This window comes from Hymenobacter cheonanensis, assembly GCF_030581075.1.
Lineage (GTDB): Bacteria > Bacteroidota > Bacteroidia > Cytophagales > Hymenobacteraceae > Hymenobacter.
Map to the genome: position 1 here is coordinate 338,728 of NZ_JAUQSW010000001.1, position 15,341 is coordinate 354,068.

The 15,341-nt window shown below is 63.6% G+C and carries 8 protein-coding genes; 7 read left to right on the forward strand and 1 reads right to left on the reverse strand.

Annotation, left to right across the window (positions count from 1 at the left end):
• Window position 1: 1 nt before the first annotated feature.
• The 6 genes from Q5H89_RS01470 (at window position 2) to Q5H89_RS01495 (ending at window position 10,538) form a co-directional block, all read left to right on the forward strand.
• Window positions 2-1,270 (forward strand): PKD domain-containing protein, encoded by a 1,269-nt coding sequence (locus Q5H89_RS01470; RefSeq protein WP_305017512.1) that lies wholly within the window; start codon window positions 2-4, stop codon window positions 1,268-1,270.
• Between the two features lie 72 nt (window positions 1,271-1,342).
• Window positions 1,343-2,218, forward strand: coding sequence for a glycoside hydrolase family 16 protein (locus Q5H89_RS01475; RefSeq protein ID WP_305017513.1), 876 nt, complete (start codon window positions 1,343-1,345; stop codon window positions 2,216-2,218).
• A 244-nt stretch (window positions 2,219-2,462) separates the two neighbouring features.
• Window positions 2,463-6,974, forward strand: coding sequence for a Pls/PosA family non-ribosomal peptide synthetase (locus tag Q5H89_RS01480; protein WP_305017514.1), 4,512 nt, complete (start codon window positions 2,463-2,465; stop codon window positions 6,972-6,974).
• Between the two features lie 80 nt (window positions 6,975-7,054).
• Entirely contained in the window at window positions 7,055-7,738 is a 684-nt protein-coding gene (locus tag Q5H89_RS01485; protein ID WP_305017515.1) for a 4'-phosphopantetheinyl transferase family protein, read from the forward strand.
• A 120-nt stretch (window positions 7,739-7,858) separates the two neighbouring features.
• Window positions 7,859-8,536, forward strand: a complete 678-nt coding sequence (locus Q5H89_RS01490; protein WP_305017516.1) for a 3'-5' exonuclease — start codon at window positions 7,859-7,861, stop codon at window positions 8,534-8,536.
• 91 nt (window positions 8,537-8,627) lie between these two features.
• Complete coding sequence (locus Q5H89_RS01495; RefSeq protein WP_305017517.1) at window positions 8,628-10,538, forward strand: DUF294 nucleotidyltransferase-like domain-containing protein; 1,911 nt, start codon at window positions 8,628-8,630, stop codon at window positions 10,536-10,538.
• Window positions 10,539-10,673: 135 nt separating this feature from the next.
• Here the strand turns inward: Q5H89_RS01495 and Q5H89_RS01500 are convergent, their stop codons facing one another.
• The gene (locus Q5H89_RS01500) at window positions 10,674-11,708 is read right to left on the reverse strand and encodes a LacI family DNA-binding transcriptional regulator (RefSeq protein ID WP_305017518.1); all 1,035 of its coding nucleotides are present in this window, start codon (window positions 11,706-11,708) and stop codon (window positions 10,674-10,676) included.
• 218 nt (window positions 11,709-11,926) lie between these two features.
• Here Q5H89_RS01500 and Q5H89_RS01505 point away from each other — a divergent pair, with 218 nt between their 5' ends.
• On the forward strand, window positions 11,927-15,241 hold the full coding sequence (locus tag Q5H89_RS01505) for an AsmA-like C-terminal region-containing protein (protein ID WP_305017519.1): 3,315 nt from the start codon (window positions 11,927-11,929) through the stop codon (window positions 15,239-15,241).
• The last annotated feature ends 100 nt before the right edge of the window (window positions 15,242-15,341 follow it).

A 15,341-nucleotide genomic window follows, 5' to 3' on the forward strand; every position in this document is an offset into this window, starting at 1 on the left:
TATGAAAAATACTTGGAATAAGGCCGCCTGGGTCCTGCTAGCCAGCCCGCTGTTTTTGGCAGCCTGCAAGAAAAACGACACGGGCAGCCTCGAAGGCGGAGCCCCCGCGGCCAGCTTCACCAGCACCGTCAACTCGTCGCAGTACCCCGTTACGGTTACGTTTACCGACAACAGCACGAACGGCTTCATCAACGAGTGGGAGTTTGGCGATGGCACTACCGGCACGGGCAAAACCGTGACGCACACCTACAACCAGGCCGGCACCTACCAGGTGCGCTTGGTAGAGTCGGGTCGCGGCGGCACGGGCTCTACGCCCCAAACGGCCGTGGTTATCCCCTCGCTGTGCGGCAACGCCGGCTTCTCGACCCTGGTAAACTGCCAGAGCAACGCGGCCGGGGCGCGGGTATTCACGTACTCCAACGCGGAGGGCGCCGTGAAGCGCCTCGACGCCAACAACAACGTCATCTCCTCGTCGGCGGCCAACTCGCTGACCTCGTGCCAGGCCGATGACCAGTTTACGTTCAGCGGCACTTCGGCCAGCTACACGTATGAAAGCAACGGGGGCACCTACGCCAGCGGCACCTGTGGCACGTCGCAGTCGAGCAGCGGCTCGTTCGTGTTCAAGCCCACCGGCGGGGCTAGCGGGCTAGGGCAGATTATTCTGCAAAAGGCCGGCACCTTCATCGGGGAGCCAGTAGCAGTGAATAACCTCACCTACGACGTAATTGAGGCTACCGCTACCACCCTGCGCCTGCGCGGCACCCTGGCCGATGGCACCAAGACCGAAGTGACCCTGGTGCCCTTCGACGCCGTGACCCGCGTGAAGCAGCTGCTCACCAACGGCACCCAGAAAACCTGGCTGCTCGACCAGGCTTCGGCGGCGCCCATCATTGTGGGTACCGAAAGCAACCCTAGCCAGTATTACGCTGGCAACCCGGCGGCCGGCCAGCTGCCCGCCTGCCAGGCCGACGATGAGTTCACGTTCTCGGCATCCAACGTCTATACCTACGATGCCAAGGCCGAAACCTTCGTGGCTGGCAGCCCCGGCTCGTGCCAGGCTCCCCGCTCCGACTCAACGCCCTTTACGCTGACGGCCGCCGACGGCGCCGGGCTAGCCCAGTTTGTGCTGGGTAAGGCGGGCACTTTTATCGGCATCACCGATGCGCCCGACCTGACGTACCGCATTCTGGCCATCACCGACAAAACGATGCTGCTGCGCGCTGGCAAAAGCACCGGCACGGTATTCACCATGAAATTGGTGGCCAAATAGATTTATTAGTTAAGTAATAGTGTTGCCAGGGCCCGGCGAGCAGTTCACCGGGCCCTTTCTTTTTTCAGCTTTATGCTACCCTTATCCCACCCATTTCGCCGGCCGGCCCAGGGCGCTGGCCTGCTGCTGTCGTTGCTGCTTGGCACGGCCTGCACCGAAAACAAAACGCCCGACATTCCGGCGCCCGTAGTAGTACCGGCCGCTACCAACGCTGATGCCCGCGACTATGCCCAGTACACGGAAATGGTGTGGGGCGACGAGTTTAACGGCGCCGGGCCCGTGGATGGCACTAAATGGGCCTACGACACGGGCGGCGGCGGCTGGGGTAATAATGAGCTGGAAACCTACACTACCTCGACCGACAACGTGTTTCAGAACGGCGGCAACCTGATTATCCAGGCCGTTAAGTCGGGCAGCAGCTACACGTCGGGGCGCATTCTCACCAAGGGCAAGCAAAACTTCCAGTACGGGCGCTACGACGTGCGCGCCAAGCTGCCCAAGGGCCAGGGCATCTGGCCCGCCATCTGGATGCTAGGCAGCGATATTGACCAGAACAACTGGCCCAAGTGCGGCGAAATCGACATTATGGAGCTGCGGGGCCAAAACCCCACCGAGTTTCTGACGACCATGCACTTCGGCAACGATGGGGCCAGCCACAAGCAGGCCGGCGTTGACCACATCCGCACCCCTAGCAGCGCCAGCCTGGCCGACGATTTCCACGTTTACAGCGCCGTGCGCAGCAAGGACCAGATTCGGTTTTACCTCGACGGTACGCTGTACTACACCTTCACCAGCAACGATGCCTCGCCCTACCCTTTCAACAACAATTTCTTTGGGGTGCTGAACGTAGCCGTGGGCGGCAATTTCCTGGGCAATCCGGATGGCTCCACCGTGTTTCCGCAGCAGATGCAGGTCGACTACGTGCGCTACTACCAGTATAAGCAATAAGGAAAACAAGCTTGACACCTCACAAAACGGCTCCGCTACGGCGGGGCCGTTTTTGTTGCTGCCGGCCGCTGGGGTTAGTATCCTAAAGCGGCACTTTGGCGTAAGTGCCAGCTAGCTGCCAGCGGCGCTTATTTTGGCGCGGTACAGCCCCAAACCTCATGCCCGGTTCACGCACTGCGCCGCTATTTGAGGCCCGGTTGCCCTGCCTGCCGCCGCTGCCCCTGGCGGTGCCCTTTGCCTACCCATGACCCCGACCATCGACCTGCCCCTCGTTCCGGCTTCGGAGCCCGACGCCGCCCCCAAAGCGGCTGACTTTGAACTCGCCTTTCAGCAAAAGGAAACCCTGATTGCCGGCTACCTGGCCGCCTTTGCGGCGGTGTACTACCGCCAGCCGGCCGAGCGCAGCCCCACCCAGCTGCAAGCCACGCTGCGGGTCGAAAATGCGGTGGCTGCCTTTCCGCCCGCCACGGCCCTGCTCAACCTCAGCGATACCCTGACCCTGGCCGAGCTGGAAGCCGAAGCCGCCGGCCAGCTCGTGATGGGCTTGGCCGGCGTGGCCGAGCAGCTAGGGGCGGCCATCACGCGCTGCCGCCTCTCCTTTCCGGCTCCCGAGGCCCAAAATCCCGACCACGAGTGGTGCGTGACCCTGGATTTTGCGGCCGACCACACGGTGGCCGTCAGCTTTGCCTGCACGGGCGGGCTGCCCGGGCCCTGGGGCGCCGCCTACCTGCCGGCCCACGTGCAGCGCGTGTTCGAGCAGCTGGCCAGTGCCCCGCAAGCCACGGTAGGCTACGTATTTTTTCTGGCCGAGGAAGAAGTGAGCCTGCTGCGCCAGTTCCTGACCGCGCCGCAGCACGTGGCCGAGGGTGGCCCCCAGCTGCTGCACCAGCTGTTTGAGGAAACCGCCCGGCTCTATCCTAATAACCTGGCGCTGAGCTGGCTAGGCGACACGCGCACTTACCAGCAGCTGAATGAGGAAGCCGACCAGCTAGCCTTCCGCCTGCAGCGCCAGGGCGTGCGGGCCGGCGACTTCGTGGGCCTGCTCCTGGCCAAGTCCATCGAGCTATACGTGGGCATGCTGGCCGTGCTTAAGGCGGGCGCGGCCTACGTGCCGCTCGATTTATCGTTTCCGGCCGACCGCATCACATTCATTCTGAGCGACTGCGGCGCGCGGGCCCTGCTTCATAACCGGCCGCTGCCCGAGGGCTTTGCGGGCTGGGAAGGCTTGGTCATCGACCCTGGCGTGCCCGCGCCGGCCGTGCCTTCTTTCAATGAGCCGGTGGCCGGCGGGCCCGATTCGATTGCCTACGTCATTTACACCTCGGGCACCACCGGGCTGCCCAAGGGCGTGCTCATTCCGCACCGCAGCATTTGCCATCTGGTGCGGGCCGAGCAAGTGCTGTTTCAGCCTACGCCGCAAGACCGGGTGGTGCAGGGTTTTTCGGTGGCCTTCGATGCCTCGCTCGAAGAGCTGTGGCTAGCCTGGGGCGCCGGCGGTGCCCTAGTGCCCGTGCCCGAAGACACCATGAAGGCCCCCGACGCGCTGCCCGGCTTCCTGGTCGAGCAGCAGGTTACGGTTTTTTCGACGGTGCCCACGCTGCTCTCGCTGCTGCCAGCCAGCATTCCAACGCTACGCCTGCTCATCCTGGGCGGTGAAGTGTGCCCGCCCGAGCTGCTCACCAAGTGGGCCAGCCGGCAGTGCCGGGTGGTGAACACCTACGGCCCCACCGAGGCCACGGTGGTAGCCACCGCCGCCGACTTCGTGCCTGGCCAGCGCCTCACCATCGGCCGGCCGCTGGCGGGCTACGAAACACTGCTGCTCGACCAGCTAGGGCAGCTTGTGCCGCTGGGCCAGGCTGGCGAGCTGTGCATCGGCGGCCCCGCGCTGGCCGCCGGCTATCTCAATCGGCCCGAGTTGAGCGCGGCTAAGTTTAACACGATTAGCGAGTTGCAGAACGGCTTTGCGGGCCGCCTCTACCGCACCGGCGACTTGGCGCGCTTCGAGGCCGATGGCAACATCGACTTTCTGGGTCGCATCGACACGCAGGTAAAAATCCGGGGCTTCCGCGTCGAGCTGGCCGAAATTGAGAGCCTGCTGCTGCAATGGCCGGGCATCCGCAACGCCGCCGTAGCCCTCAAGGAAGGCACCGACGGCGTGAAAAAACTCATCGCCTACCTCATTCTGGCCCCCGACCACCTGCTGGACGAGCGCGCCGTGCGGGCCTACCTGCGCGAGCTGCTAGCCCCCTACATGCTGCCCGCCGCGCTGGTGCCGCTCACGGCGTTTCCGCTGCTTACCAGTGGCAAGGTTGACCGCAAGGCCCTGCCCTATCCCGTGAGTGGCGACCAGCCGCCCGCCCGCGAACTCACGCTGCCCCGCAACCCGCTCGAAGCCGCTATTTACGCCACCTGGCAAAAACGCTTCGACACGGCCGATATTTCCATTACCGACGATTTTTTCGACATCGGTGGCAATTCGCTGCTTGCCTCGCTCATCGTGTCGGAGCTACGCCAACAGCCCGATTTCCAAGGGCTTTCGGTGAAGGAAATGTACACCCAGCGCACCATTGAGGCCTTGGCCGCCTCGGTAGCAGCCCAGGCCGCTACCGAGGCGGCCAGCCCCGCGCCCGACCCGGCCCTGGCTAGCCCGGTGGTGCGCGCCAGCACACTCACGCGGCTCCTCACAGCCATTTTGCAGCTGGTGTCGATTGCCGCGTTCTACGCCGTGCCGGTGTTTTTTCTGAACGTTTCGCTGCATTTCCGGCCCGTATTTGCCGAGTGGTCGTACCCAGAGCTGGTGCTGGCAGGCGTGGCCTCGGTGCTGCTCTACGTGCCGCTGGCCTGTCTGCTGGTGGTGGCCGTGAAGTGGCTGATTATCGGCCGCTTCCGCGCCGGCGAGTACCCGCTGTGGGGCTTCTACTACTTCCGCTTCTGGGTGGTGAAGAAGCTGGTAGAAGCCGCGCCCACGCCTTTGCTGTCGGCCACGCCTTTTCTGGCCATCTTCTACCGCTTGCTAGGGGCTAAAATCGGCAAAAACGTGTACCTGGGCACCACCCGCGTGCTGTGCTTCGACCTGCTGACCATCGGCGACGGCGCCAGCCTGGCCCGCGAAGCGGCCCTGCTAGGCTACCGCATCGAGCGCGACCGCCTCATCATCGGCCCTACCACCGTGGGCCGCGATGCCTACGTGGGCCTGCGCGCCATCCTGGAAGGCGGCACCAGCCTGGGCGAGGGCGCCGAGCTCGACGACCTTTCGGTGCTGCCCGCCGGCCACCACATTCCGGCCCAGGAAGGCTGGCTGGGCTCGCCGGCCCGGCGCGTGCGCGAGGTGCCCGTGACGCCGTTGCGCCCGGCCGCCGGCCCCGGCGCGGGCTACCTGCTGGCCCAGCTCGGGGCCATTGCCCTTATGCTGCTGGTGCCCACAGTGGCCTCGCTGCCTATTATTGCCCTGCTCTATGAAAGCGTGCAGCGCTTCGGCGCCGAGCCCTCGCTGCTTTCGCTTTTCCCGCTGTCGGCCCTCTACGTGCTGCTGCTGATGGCCATTTTGGCCGGCACCAAGCGCCTAGTAGCCGGCCGCCAGGCCGATGGCACGCTGCCCCTCTATAGCCTGGCCTACGTGCGCCACTGGGTGGCCGACGCCGTACTGGCCCAGAGCCTAACGCTACTTAAGTCGCTCTACGCCACCATTTACACGCCATTCTGGCTGCGGCTGCTAGGGGCCAAAATCGGCTACCGTGCCGAGGTTTCGACTCTCAACCACATCTCGGCCGAGCACCTCACCGTGGGCGCCGGCTCGTTCCTGGCCGACTCGGTGAGCGTGGGCGCGCCGCGCGTGCAGCACGGGCTGGTGTCGGTGCTGCCCACGGTGGTGGGGGCGCGCACCTTCGTGGGCAACGGCGCGGTGCTGGCCGGCGGCACCGTGCTGGGCACCAACAACCTGATTGGCGCCCTCTCCTCGGCCCCCGCCGATACGCCGCCCGATGGCACGTCGTGGGTGGGCTCGCCCGCCTTTTTGCTGCCCAACCGTCCGGTGTCTACCTCCTTCGCCCCCGAGCTTACCTTCGACCCGCCGGCCCGGCTGGTATGGGCGCGCCGCCTCATCGAATTAGTCAAAATTGTGCTGCCGGTTACGTTCACGTTTATTACGTTTGCCGTGCTTTATCACTACAGCCACTGGCACCTGCTGCACTATCCTTTCTGGAGCAGCGTAGTGGCGGGCACGGGCGCGCTGGTGGGCCTTATTTTCGGCTTTTCGCTGCTCACAGCCCTGCTTAAGTGGGTGCTTATTGGCCGCTACCGGCCCTCCGAAAAGCCGCTGTGGTCGTCGTTTGTGTGGCGCAACGAGCTGGTTAATTCCTTGTGCGAAAGCTATGTGTATCCTTTTTGGGAGGCTGCGCTGCTGGGTACGCCGTTTGCCACCTGGTTTTTTCAGCTCATGGGCAGCCACTTCGGCCACTCGGTGTACATGGATACCACGGAAATCACCGAATTTGACCTGGCCTGGGTGGCCGACCATGCCGTACTCAACAACGGCAGCACCATTCAAACGCACTTGTTTGAGGACCGGGTCATGAAAATGTCCAACCTGCGCATTGGGCGCTACGCTACCGTAGGCACCTCGTGCGTGGTGCTCTACGACTCCGTTATCGGCCCCGGCGCCACCCTCAAAAGTCTGTCGCTGCTGATGAAGGGCGAGCAGCTGCCGGCCAACACCCGCTGGCAAGGCATTCCGAGCGCCTTTATTTCGGGCAGCTAGTGATGCAGGAAGCCTTGGGGGTTCGGCGTAAGTTTGGGGTACCCACAACTTATTTTGCAACCCCACCCGCCTAGCAGTACATGCCGTCATTTTTGCACATTTGGCAGGCCGATTTAGCAGCCAATGACGCAGTTTGGCGAACCATCGGCAACACCCTGTCGCCCCCCGAGCTAACCCGCCAGCACCAGCTGCGCACCCTGGCCCTGCGCCAGACCTACGGCCGTGCCCATAGCTTTCTGCGGGCGGTGCTGGAGCTGTATACCTTTCAGCCAGCCAGCACCTTATACCTCGATACCGATAAGCATGGCAAGCCCTTTTTGCCTGCCTTCAAGCTTCATTTCAACCTTTCTTACCGCCCGGGCCGGGCGCTGCTGGCTGTTTCGGACGCGGGCCCGGTGGGGGCCGATGTGGAGCAGCTAGCCCCCATCAGCGGGGAGGAAGCGCTGGTAGCCGAGCTGTTTTCGGCTGCCGAGCAGCTGGTACTGCGCACCGCGACGGCCAGGGCGGCGAGCGGGCCGCTCTTCTACACCATCTGGACGCGCAAAGAGGCCTATGCCAAAGCGTTGGGCATGGGTTTATCGATGCCTTTCGCTGAGTTTTCGGTGTTGGGGCCCAGCGCCGCCGGGCCGCCCGCACTAGTGGCTCCGGCCGGGGCTAGCCTGCACAGCTTTGCCGTGGGGGCAGGCTACCAGGGGGCCGTGGCGCTGCTGGCCCGGGGCGCGGCGCCCGCCCCGCAATACTTCCGGTATCCGGTTGATTTATAGCTACCTGGCGCTTTCCTGGCACTACCCAGCCGGGCCCGCTAGCCGCGAATAAATAGGTATGGGCAGGCACGGTAAGTAATGGCTCACTGTTGATTGCACGCTGCTCCTTACTTTTACGCCGTGCCCGAGTACTTGCTTTTCGTTGATACCGAGACGTCGGGCCTGCCCACCGACTGGCGGCGGCCCTATGCCGAGCCGGGCGCGTGGCCGCACGTGGCCCAGGTGGCCTGGCTTATCTACACGGCCGCTGGCGAGCTGGTAAAGACCGAAAACCACTACATCCGGCCCAGCGACTACGACCTCAGTCCGGCCTCGATGCAGGTGCACGGCCTCACGCTGGCTTACCTGCACGAGCACGGCGAGGCCCGCCGCCCCGTGATGCAGCGCCTGCACGACGACCTGCTGCACTACAAGCCCTTGGTGGTGGGCCACTTCATCGAACTCGACTACCACATGGTGGGGGTCAGCTTTCACCGCTCGGGCCTCTCCAATGCACTGCTAGGCCTGCCCACGTTCTGTACTATGCGGCTCACCGAGCGCTTTCTGCAGCCCGTGCGCCAGCAGTACCTGCGCCTGGCCGACTTGTACCAGCGGCAGTTTGGGCGGCCTATGGGTAAGCAGCACGATGCCCTGGCCGACGCGGAGGCCACCGCACAATGCTTTTTTGAGCTGCGCCGCACCGGCGACATCGACGCCGAAACGCTGGCTAGCCAGCGCCCGCTGCAGCCGCCGCCCACCCACGCCGCCCTCGCCGCCGCCCGCCGCCCCTTCTGGAAATACTGGCTGGGCATGATTTAGCTTCGCAGTTATGACGTATGAGTTTTGAATTATGAGTTGCCCGCCGCAATCCATAAACTCATCACTTATAACTCACAACTCCTAATTACCTATGGATACCCGCCTCGCCTTCCTTCGCACCGTGGAGCCTTTTAACCTGCTGCCACCCGAGGTGCTGGAGGAGGTGGCGCTGCTGCTGCAAGAGGTGACGCACCCGCGCGAGGCCGTTATCTACCACCAGGGCGAAACCAAGCTGCGGGGCGTCGATTTGATACTGGAGGGCGGCTACGACACCTTTTTCTTCGATGGCCAGCAGGCCCGGCGCCTGCCCGAGTTTTATGGGCCCGGCACCTGCTACGGCGGCGTATCGGTGCTGCTCAATAAAAAGCGCTCGCTGCGCACGGTGCAGGCGCGGGCTGGCACGCGGGTATACTTTCTGCACCGCAACGACTTTCGGGGGCTGTGCCTGGGCTACGAGTCTTTCTTTCAGCACTTTACCAATCGCTACGGCCGGCTGATGCTCGACGAGGAGTACGCCCAGCTGGTGCATCCCGGCCCGCAGGCCGCCCAGAACTTTATTGCCGCCGACGAGCTGTACTCGCGCCGTATGGCCGCTGTAGAGCTGCGCCCGGTGCTAGCCTGCCCCGGCAGCACGCCCACCCACGAGGTGGCCCGGCGCATGGCCAAGGCGCGCAGCAGCTGCTACTTTGTGCTAGGCGATGACGACGAGAAAATCGTGGGCTACGTCACCGATATCACGCTGCGCGACAAGGTGGTAGCGGGCCTGGGCGATGCCCGGCTGCCGATTAGCACTTACCTCGATGCGCCCACGCGCGCCGTCAGCAGCGAGGCTTTCGTGTATGAGGCGCTGCTACTGATGTTCCGCACCAAGACGCGCTACCTGCTGATAGAGGCGCCTAGTGGCGAGTACCTGGGCTTCATCAGCCGCAACAAGCTGCTGGCCGAGCAGGCCCAGTCGCCATTTCTCTTTATTCAGGGCGTGAAGCAGGCCGTGTCGCTGCGCGAGCTGCGGCGCAACTGGCAGAAGGTGCCCGACATTGTGTTTCAGCTCCTCGACCGGGGCGTGAAGCCCGAAATCGTGAACCAGGTAATCACGACCGTGGCCGACACGATTGCGTTGAAAGTCATTGAAGATGTGATACGTGAGCTAGGCCCCCCGCCGGCCAAGTTCGTGTTTATCGTGCTAGGGTCGGAAGGCCGGCAGGAACAAACCCTGCTTACCGACCAGGATAACGCCATCATTTACGAAGACAAGGCCAACGAGCAGCGCGAGCTGGTGCGCGATTACTTCCTGCGCTTTGCCACCGAGGTATCGGACCGCCTCAACGAGATTGGCTTCAGCTTCTGCGACGGCGGCTTCATGGCCAAAAACCCGAAGTGGACGCACTCGCTCTCGCACTGGAAACGCAACTACACCGAGTGGCTGCACGAGTCGAACCCCGAAAACGTGATGCGCTTCGCGGCGTTTTTCGACATCCGCTTTCTGTATGGCGAAGCTGATATCCTGGACGAGTTGCGCGACTTCCTGGATACCGAATTGCAAAAGCCGCTCGACCGCTTTTTGCACTACATGGCTACCAATGCCCTGCAATACGAGCCGCCGCTCACGTTTTTCAACAACATTCGCACCTTTGCGGTGGGCGACCAGCAGGTGGTCAACCTCAAAAAAATCATGTCGCCCATCGTGGACGCCGTGCGGGTGTTTGCCCTCAAAAACCGCGTTTTCGCCACCAACACCGGCCAGCGCCTGGCCGCCCTGCACCAGCTAGGGGTCTTCACCGAGAAGGAGTATCAGGAGCTGCTGCAATCGTACTATTACCTGATGGGTATGCGCCTTAAAAAGCAGGCAACCCAGATGATGCACGACAAGCTTCCGCCCGATAACTACCTCGACCCCAAGAAGCTAACCAAAGTAGAGCGCGTGACACTGAAGGAGATTTTCAAAGTAATTTCCGACTTGCAGCTCAAAATCAAAGTGAACTTTGCCAAGATGCTGAGCTAAAAAACGCGGTCATGCTGAACGCAGTGAAGCATCTTACTCGCAACGTCAGGATACTACCCCTAGCGCCCCCTGGCAAGATGCTTCACTGCGTTCAGCATGACGGACGTTTGGGCAAACATTTGGGCAAAACCACCCCTAGCGCTGCGACGAGTCGCGCACTATGAGCTTGGGCTTGAGCACGATGCCGCGCGGCGTGGCGGGGTTGTGGCCGGGGCTGGGCAGCATTTTTTGCAATTGCTGCACGGCGGTGCGGCCCATTTGCTCGCAGCGCTGGTCTACGGTGGTGAGGGCCGGCTCGGTGAGCTGGGTAAAAACCTCGTTGCTGAAGCCGGCGATGGCCACGTCTTCGGGCACTCGGAAACCGAGCTTTTTGGCTACCTGCAGCCCGCCTACGGCCGCTAAGTCGTTGCTGCTGAACACGCCATCGGGCCGGCGCGTGGCCGAGAGGCGCATGAGGCCGCGCATGGCGGCGGCCCCACCCTGCTGGCTCAGCTCGCAGAAGGCAATGAGGCGCGGGTCGGGCGCGAGGCCATGAGCCGCTAGGGCATCGAGGTAGCCCTGGTGGCGGTTTTGGTGGATGTTGACGTGCAGCGGGCCCGTGAAGTGGGCGATGCGCCGGCAGCCCTGCGCAATGAGGTGCTCGACCACCTGGTAGGCACCGAGGTAGTCATTGAGCGTTACCGACGTCACGTTCGGCCCCTTGAAGCCCTGTACCACGCGGTCGAAAAACACGAGCGGCACGCCCTGCTGGCGCACAGCTTCAAAGTGCTCAAAGTCAGTAGTGGTGTCTGATAAAGAGAGCAGAATACCGGCTACCTGCGCGCCCATCAGCAGCTCGATAATCTGGCGCTCCTGCTGCGCGTCTTCGTTCGATTGGCATATCATCACGTTGAAGCCAGCCGCGCTGGCCTCGCTGGCAATGCCATGAATGACCTCGGGAAAGAAGTAGCCCGTGATGTGCGGCACGATAACCCCTAGCGTATTGCTGCGGCCCCGGCGCAGGCCGGCGGCCAGGGGGTTGGGCTGGTAGTGTAGCTCTTTGGCTAGCTGGCGCACGCGGGCCTTGGTGGCCTCGCTCACGTCGTGGTGGTCGGCCAGGGCGCGCGAAATGGTCGAAGCTGACAGGCCCAGGGCCTTCGCCAGGTCGGTGATGGAAGCGCGACGATTCATAGAGCAGCAGAAAAATGACGAAGGCGCAGCAGGCAGTCCTGGCTGCAAAGATGGGTTTGGGCCAGCTAATGCGCCTACTGCTGGCCAACACGGCAGGAGCTAGCGGCCGTTCCAGCTTAAGTGGTCGGTCAAAACTGCCGGGCTTACGTATGGGGGAGAACGCCCGGCCGGTGGCGCACGTTGCTGGTGGTATTAGCTCGGGTAGTGTAGCTTGCCATATGAAGTCGTTTCCCCTCTGGCGCGTGCTGGGTGTTGGTTTTTTACTTCTGCTGCTGGTCCTTGGGGTAGGGGGCTGGCTGCTCACGACCCGCTACGCCCAGCCCTACGTGAAGCAGCTGGTGCGCGAAAAGCTCACTGGCAACTCGGAGCTGGTGCTCGACCCGTTTGAGGTGGAATTTTCGGTGTGGCGCGATTTTCCGCACGTCACGGCCTCGCTTACGCACCTCACCCTGCGCGACAGCTCGCACCACCGTACGCTGCCGGTGCTGCGCCTGGGCCGCGCCGACATGCGCCTGAACCTGCGCGAGCTGCTGCACCGCCGCGTGGAGGTTACGCGCCTCACTCTGCGCGACGTGGCCATCGGCCAGCGGGTCGATTCGCTGGGACGCACCTGGGGCCTGCGGGGCAAGAAGCAGGCCGCCGCTGCGCCACCGCCCAAAATCGACCTCGCCCTGGATTCCATTATCATCTATAATTTCGGCATCTTCACTCGCAACGATTTTATTCACAGCGCTTTGCGCGGGCGCGTATTTCAAGCCCGCCTGTCGGCCAAGCTGCAAAAGGGGGTGCTGGCAGTGCACGGGCGCTTTGTGGGGCGCCTCGACCAGCTGCGCAACCGCAGCGGCGATTTGCTCACCAACGAGCCCGTGCAAGCCTGGCTGCACTACCGCTACAGGTTTGCCGAGCGCCAGGGCGAGTTTTTCGATAGCCGCGCCACCCTCAACGGCGATACCATCAGCGTCAGCGGTACCCATGCGGCCGATGTGGCGGCCGGCAATGGCCCGCCGCGCGGCACCGTGCTCAACCTACGCTTTGCGGGCAGCCAACCGCTGCTGGCAGTGCTGCACACGGCGCTGCCGCCCTCGCTGCGGCCCATTTTGCAAGGCGCCAGCAGCCCTAGCAAGGCCCGCATCGAGTACCTGATGTCGGGGCTGAGCGGGCCCAAAGTGCGCCCGCGCATTGTGCTGCACTTTGGGCTGCGCGGTGCCCGCATTCAGTGGCCCGACTCGGCGCAGCGCATCGACCGCTGGGACTTGCAGGGCACCTACGACAACGGCCCTGCCCACGCCCCCCAGTCTATGTCCTTGACCCTGAGCCAGTGCCGCGTATACTCGCCGGCCGGCCAGCTCGACATGGCTTTTTCGCTACGCGATTTTCGGCAGCCCTACGTGAGCGGCCGCCTGCACGGGCGCACCGAGCTGCCGGCGCTTATGGCGCTGCTCTCGCCCGCGCACTGGTACGCCCGCCGCGGCATTGCCGACCTCGATGTGCGGCTGCACGGGCTGCTACCCGCAGTGGGCCAGCAGCGGCAGCGCGGGGTGTTTCGCAAAAATATGGCTATACAGGGCACCGCTACCCTGCGCAATGCGGCCTTTGCCCTAGCCGGCCACCAGGGCGACTTGCACGGCCTCAACGTGCGCATTGGCCTGAACGACAGTCTATGGCAGCTTTCCAACGCCTCGGGGGTGCTGGCGGGCATGAATTTTAAAGCCTCGGCTACCACTACTTATTTGCTAGACTACTTCACCGGCCAGCATCCTACTACCAATATTAAGGGGAGTTTTGAGGTGGATGCCCTGGACCTGGGGCGCCTGCGGCAGCTGCTGCGGCCCAGCGCCACCGGGCCCCTTGTGGCGCGCCAGGGCCGGCCGGCGCGCAGCCAGGCTGCCCGCCGGCGCATTGCCACCACACTGGGCAGCCACATTATTCCGGCCGGCATGCACCTCGATGTGGCGCTGCGTTGCGGGCGGCTAGCTCTGGCTACCGACACCCTGCGCGATATGGCCGTGCGCATTCGCCACGATGGCGAGCGGGTGCAGCTCACCGGCATTCGGGGCCGGCTCTGGGATGGCGAAGTGCGCGGCGAGGCCCAGTGGCCCACCGACTCGGCCAACCGGGTGGTGCCAGTTTCCTATAACGTTGATTTTCATTTTGATACACTCAACTATAAGTCGCTGCTTGAGCGGCTTTCGCGGCCGCCCCGGCGCTCGCGCAAGTCGCCCAACAGCCCGGCCATTCGCGAGCTGCTGCTGGCTGCCAACGGCAAGCTGAGCTACGAAATCAACTCGCTGCTGCTGCCCAACGGTGAAAAGCTGCGTGACCTGCGCCTGCGCTTCGACAAGCAGGGCTCTACCCTGCACCTGCCCTACGTATATTTTGTGGCGCCGCAGGGCGGCATCGGCAGTGGCTCGGCCACGGCCCAGGTCGAGGGCCTGCGCATTGCCCGCGCCGATGCCAGCCTCTACCTGCGCTACCCCACCCTCGATGTGCCCGACCTGCTGCGGATGCTGGCCAGCGTGGCGCCGCCGCGCACCGACTCGGCGGCCCTGGTGGCGCGGCGCGCCCTGCGGGCCGCCCGGCGCGCCAAGCGCCTGGGCGCCGGTGCGGCCCCTAGCTCGCTCATTACCAACGGCATGTTTACGGCACTGCTGCGCGTGGAGGCCGACCACGTGCGCTACGCCGCTGTGCAGGGCACCCAGTTTCAGCTCGTAACGCACCTACAGGCCGGCGAGGCTATCCTTGACGACTGCACCGTGAGCGCCCTTGGGGGCCGCATTACGCTGCGGGGCCGGCTCATCACTAATGCCGGCCGGCTGCACCACCCCTTGCAGGTGCAGGCGCTGCTGGAAGACATTCACCTCCCCGCGCTGTTTGGCATGACGACCGCCATGCGGCTTAACGTGCTGAGCAGCAATAATATTGAAGGCAGCCTGCGCTGCGCCGCCGCCCTGCGCACCGACCTCGATGAGAAATTCATCCCCAACCTCGATAATACGAACGCCTACCTCAAGGCTGATATCCACAACCTGGAGCTGGTGAATGTGGAAGCCCTGGAAGAGGCGTTCAAGTTCTTTAAGAAGCGCACCAGCCACCTGTATTTTGAGCCGGTGAGCAGCGAGTTTGTGCTGAGCCGGGGCGAGCTGCTCATTCCTAATCTTCAGCTGAACAGCAACTTAACCGAGCTGCAAATAAACGGCCGCTACGACCTCGACGGCCGCGCCGACCTCTACGTAGGCATGAACCCGCTGCACGCCCTGCTAGGTAGCAACAGCAAGCGCGTTGCCCGCATTCAGGCCGGCGAGGCCACCACCCGCCACGATGCCAAGCTCAGCTACGTGAACCTGAGCCGGGAGGCATCCCACACCAAATACCACGTTAAGGTTTTCCAGAAGCAGGAGCAGCGCCAGGCCCAGGCCACGCTGCGCCGCCAGCTGCGCCAGCTTGTCATCGCCCAGCGCCTCGATACTACGCTGCGCCTGCTGCCGCGTGCGCCTGCCATTGTGCCCACCGGCAAGCTAGCCACCTCGCCCTGAAGAAGTTTTACGCTGGGTAGGCAATAGTCTTTCCGTCATGTCATGCTGAGCGAAGCGGAGCGTAGTCGAAGCATATTAGCCGGTTTGTTATACGGCTTAT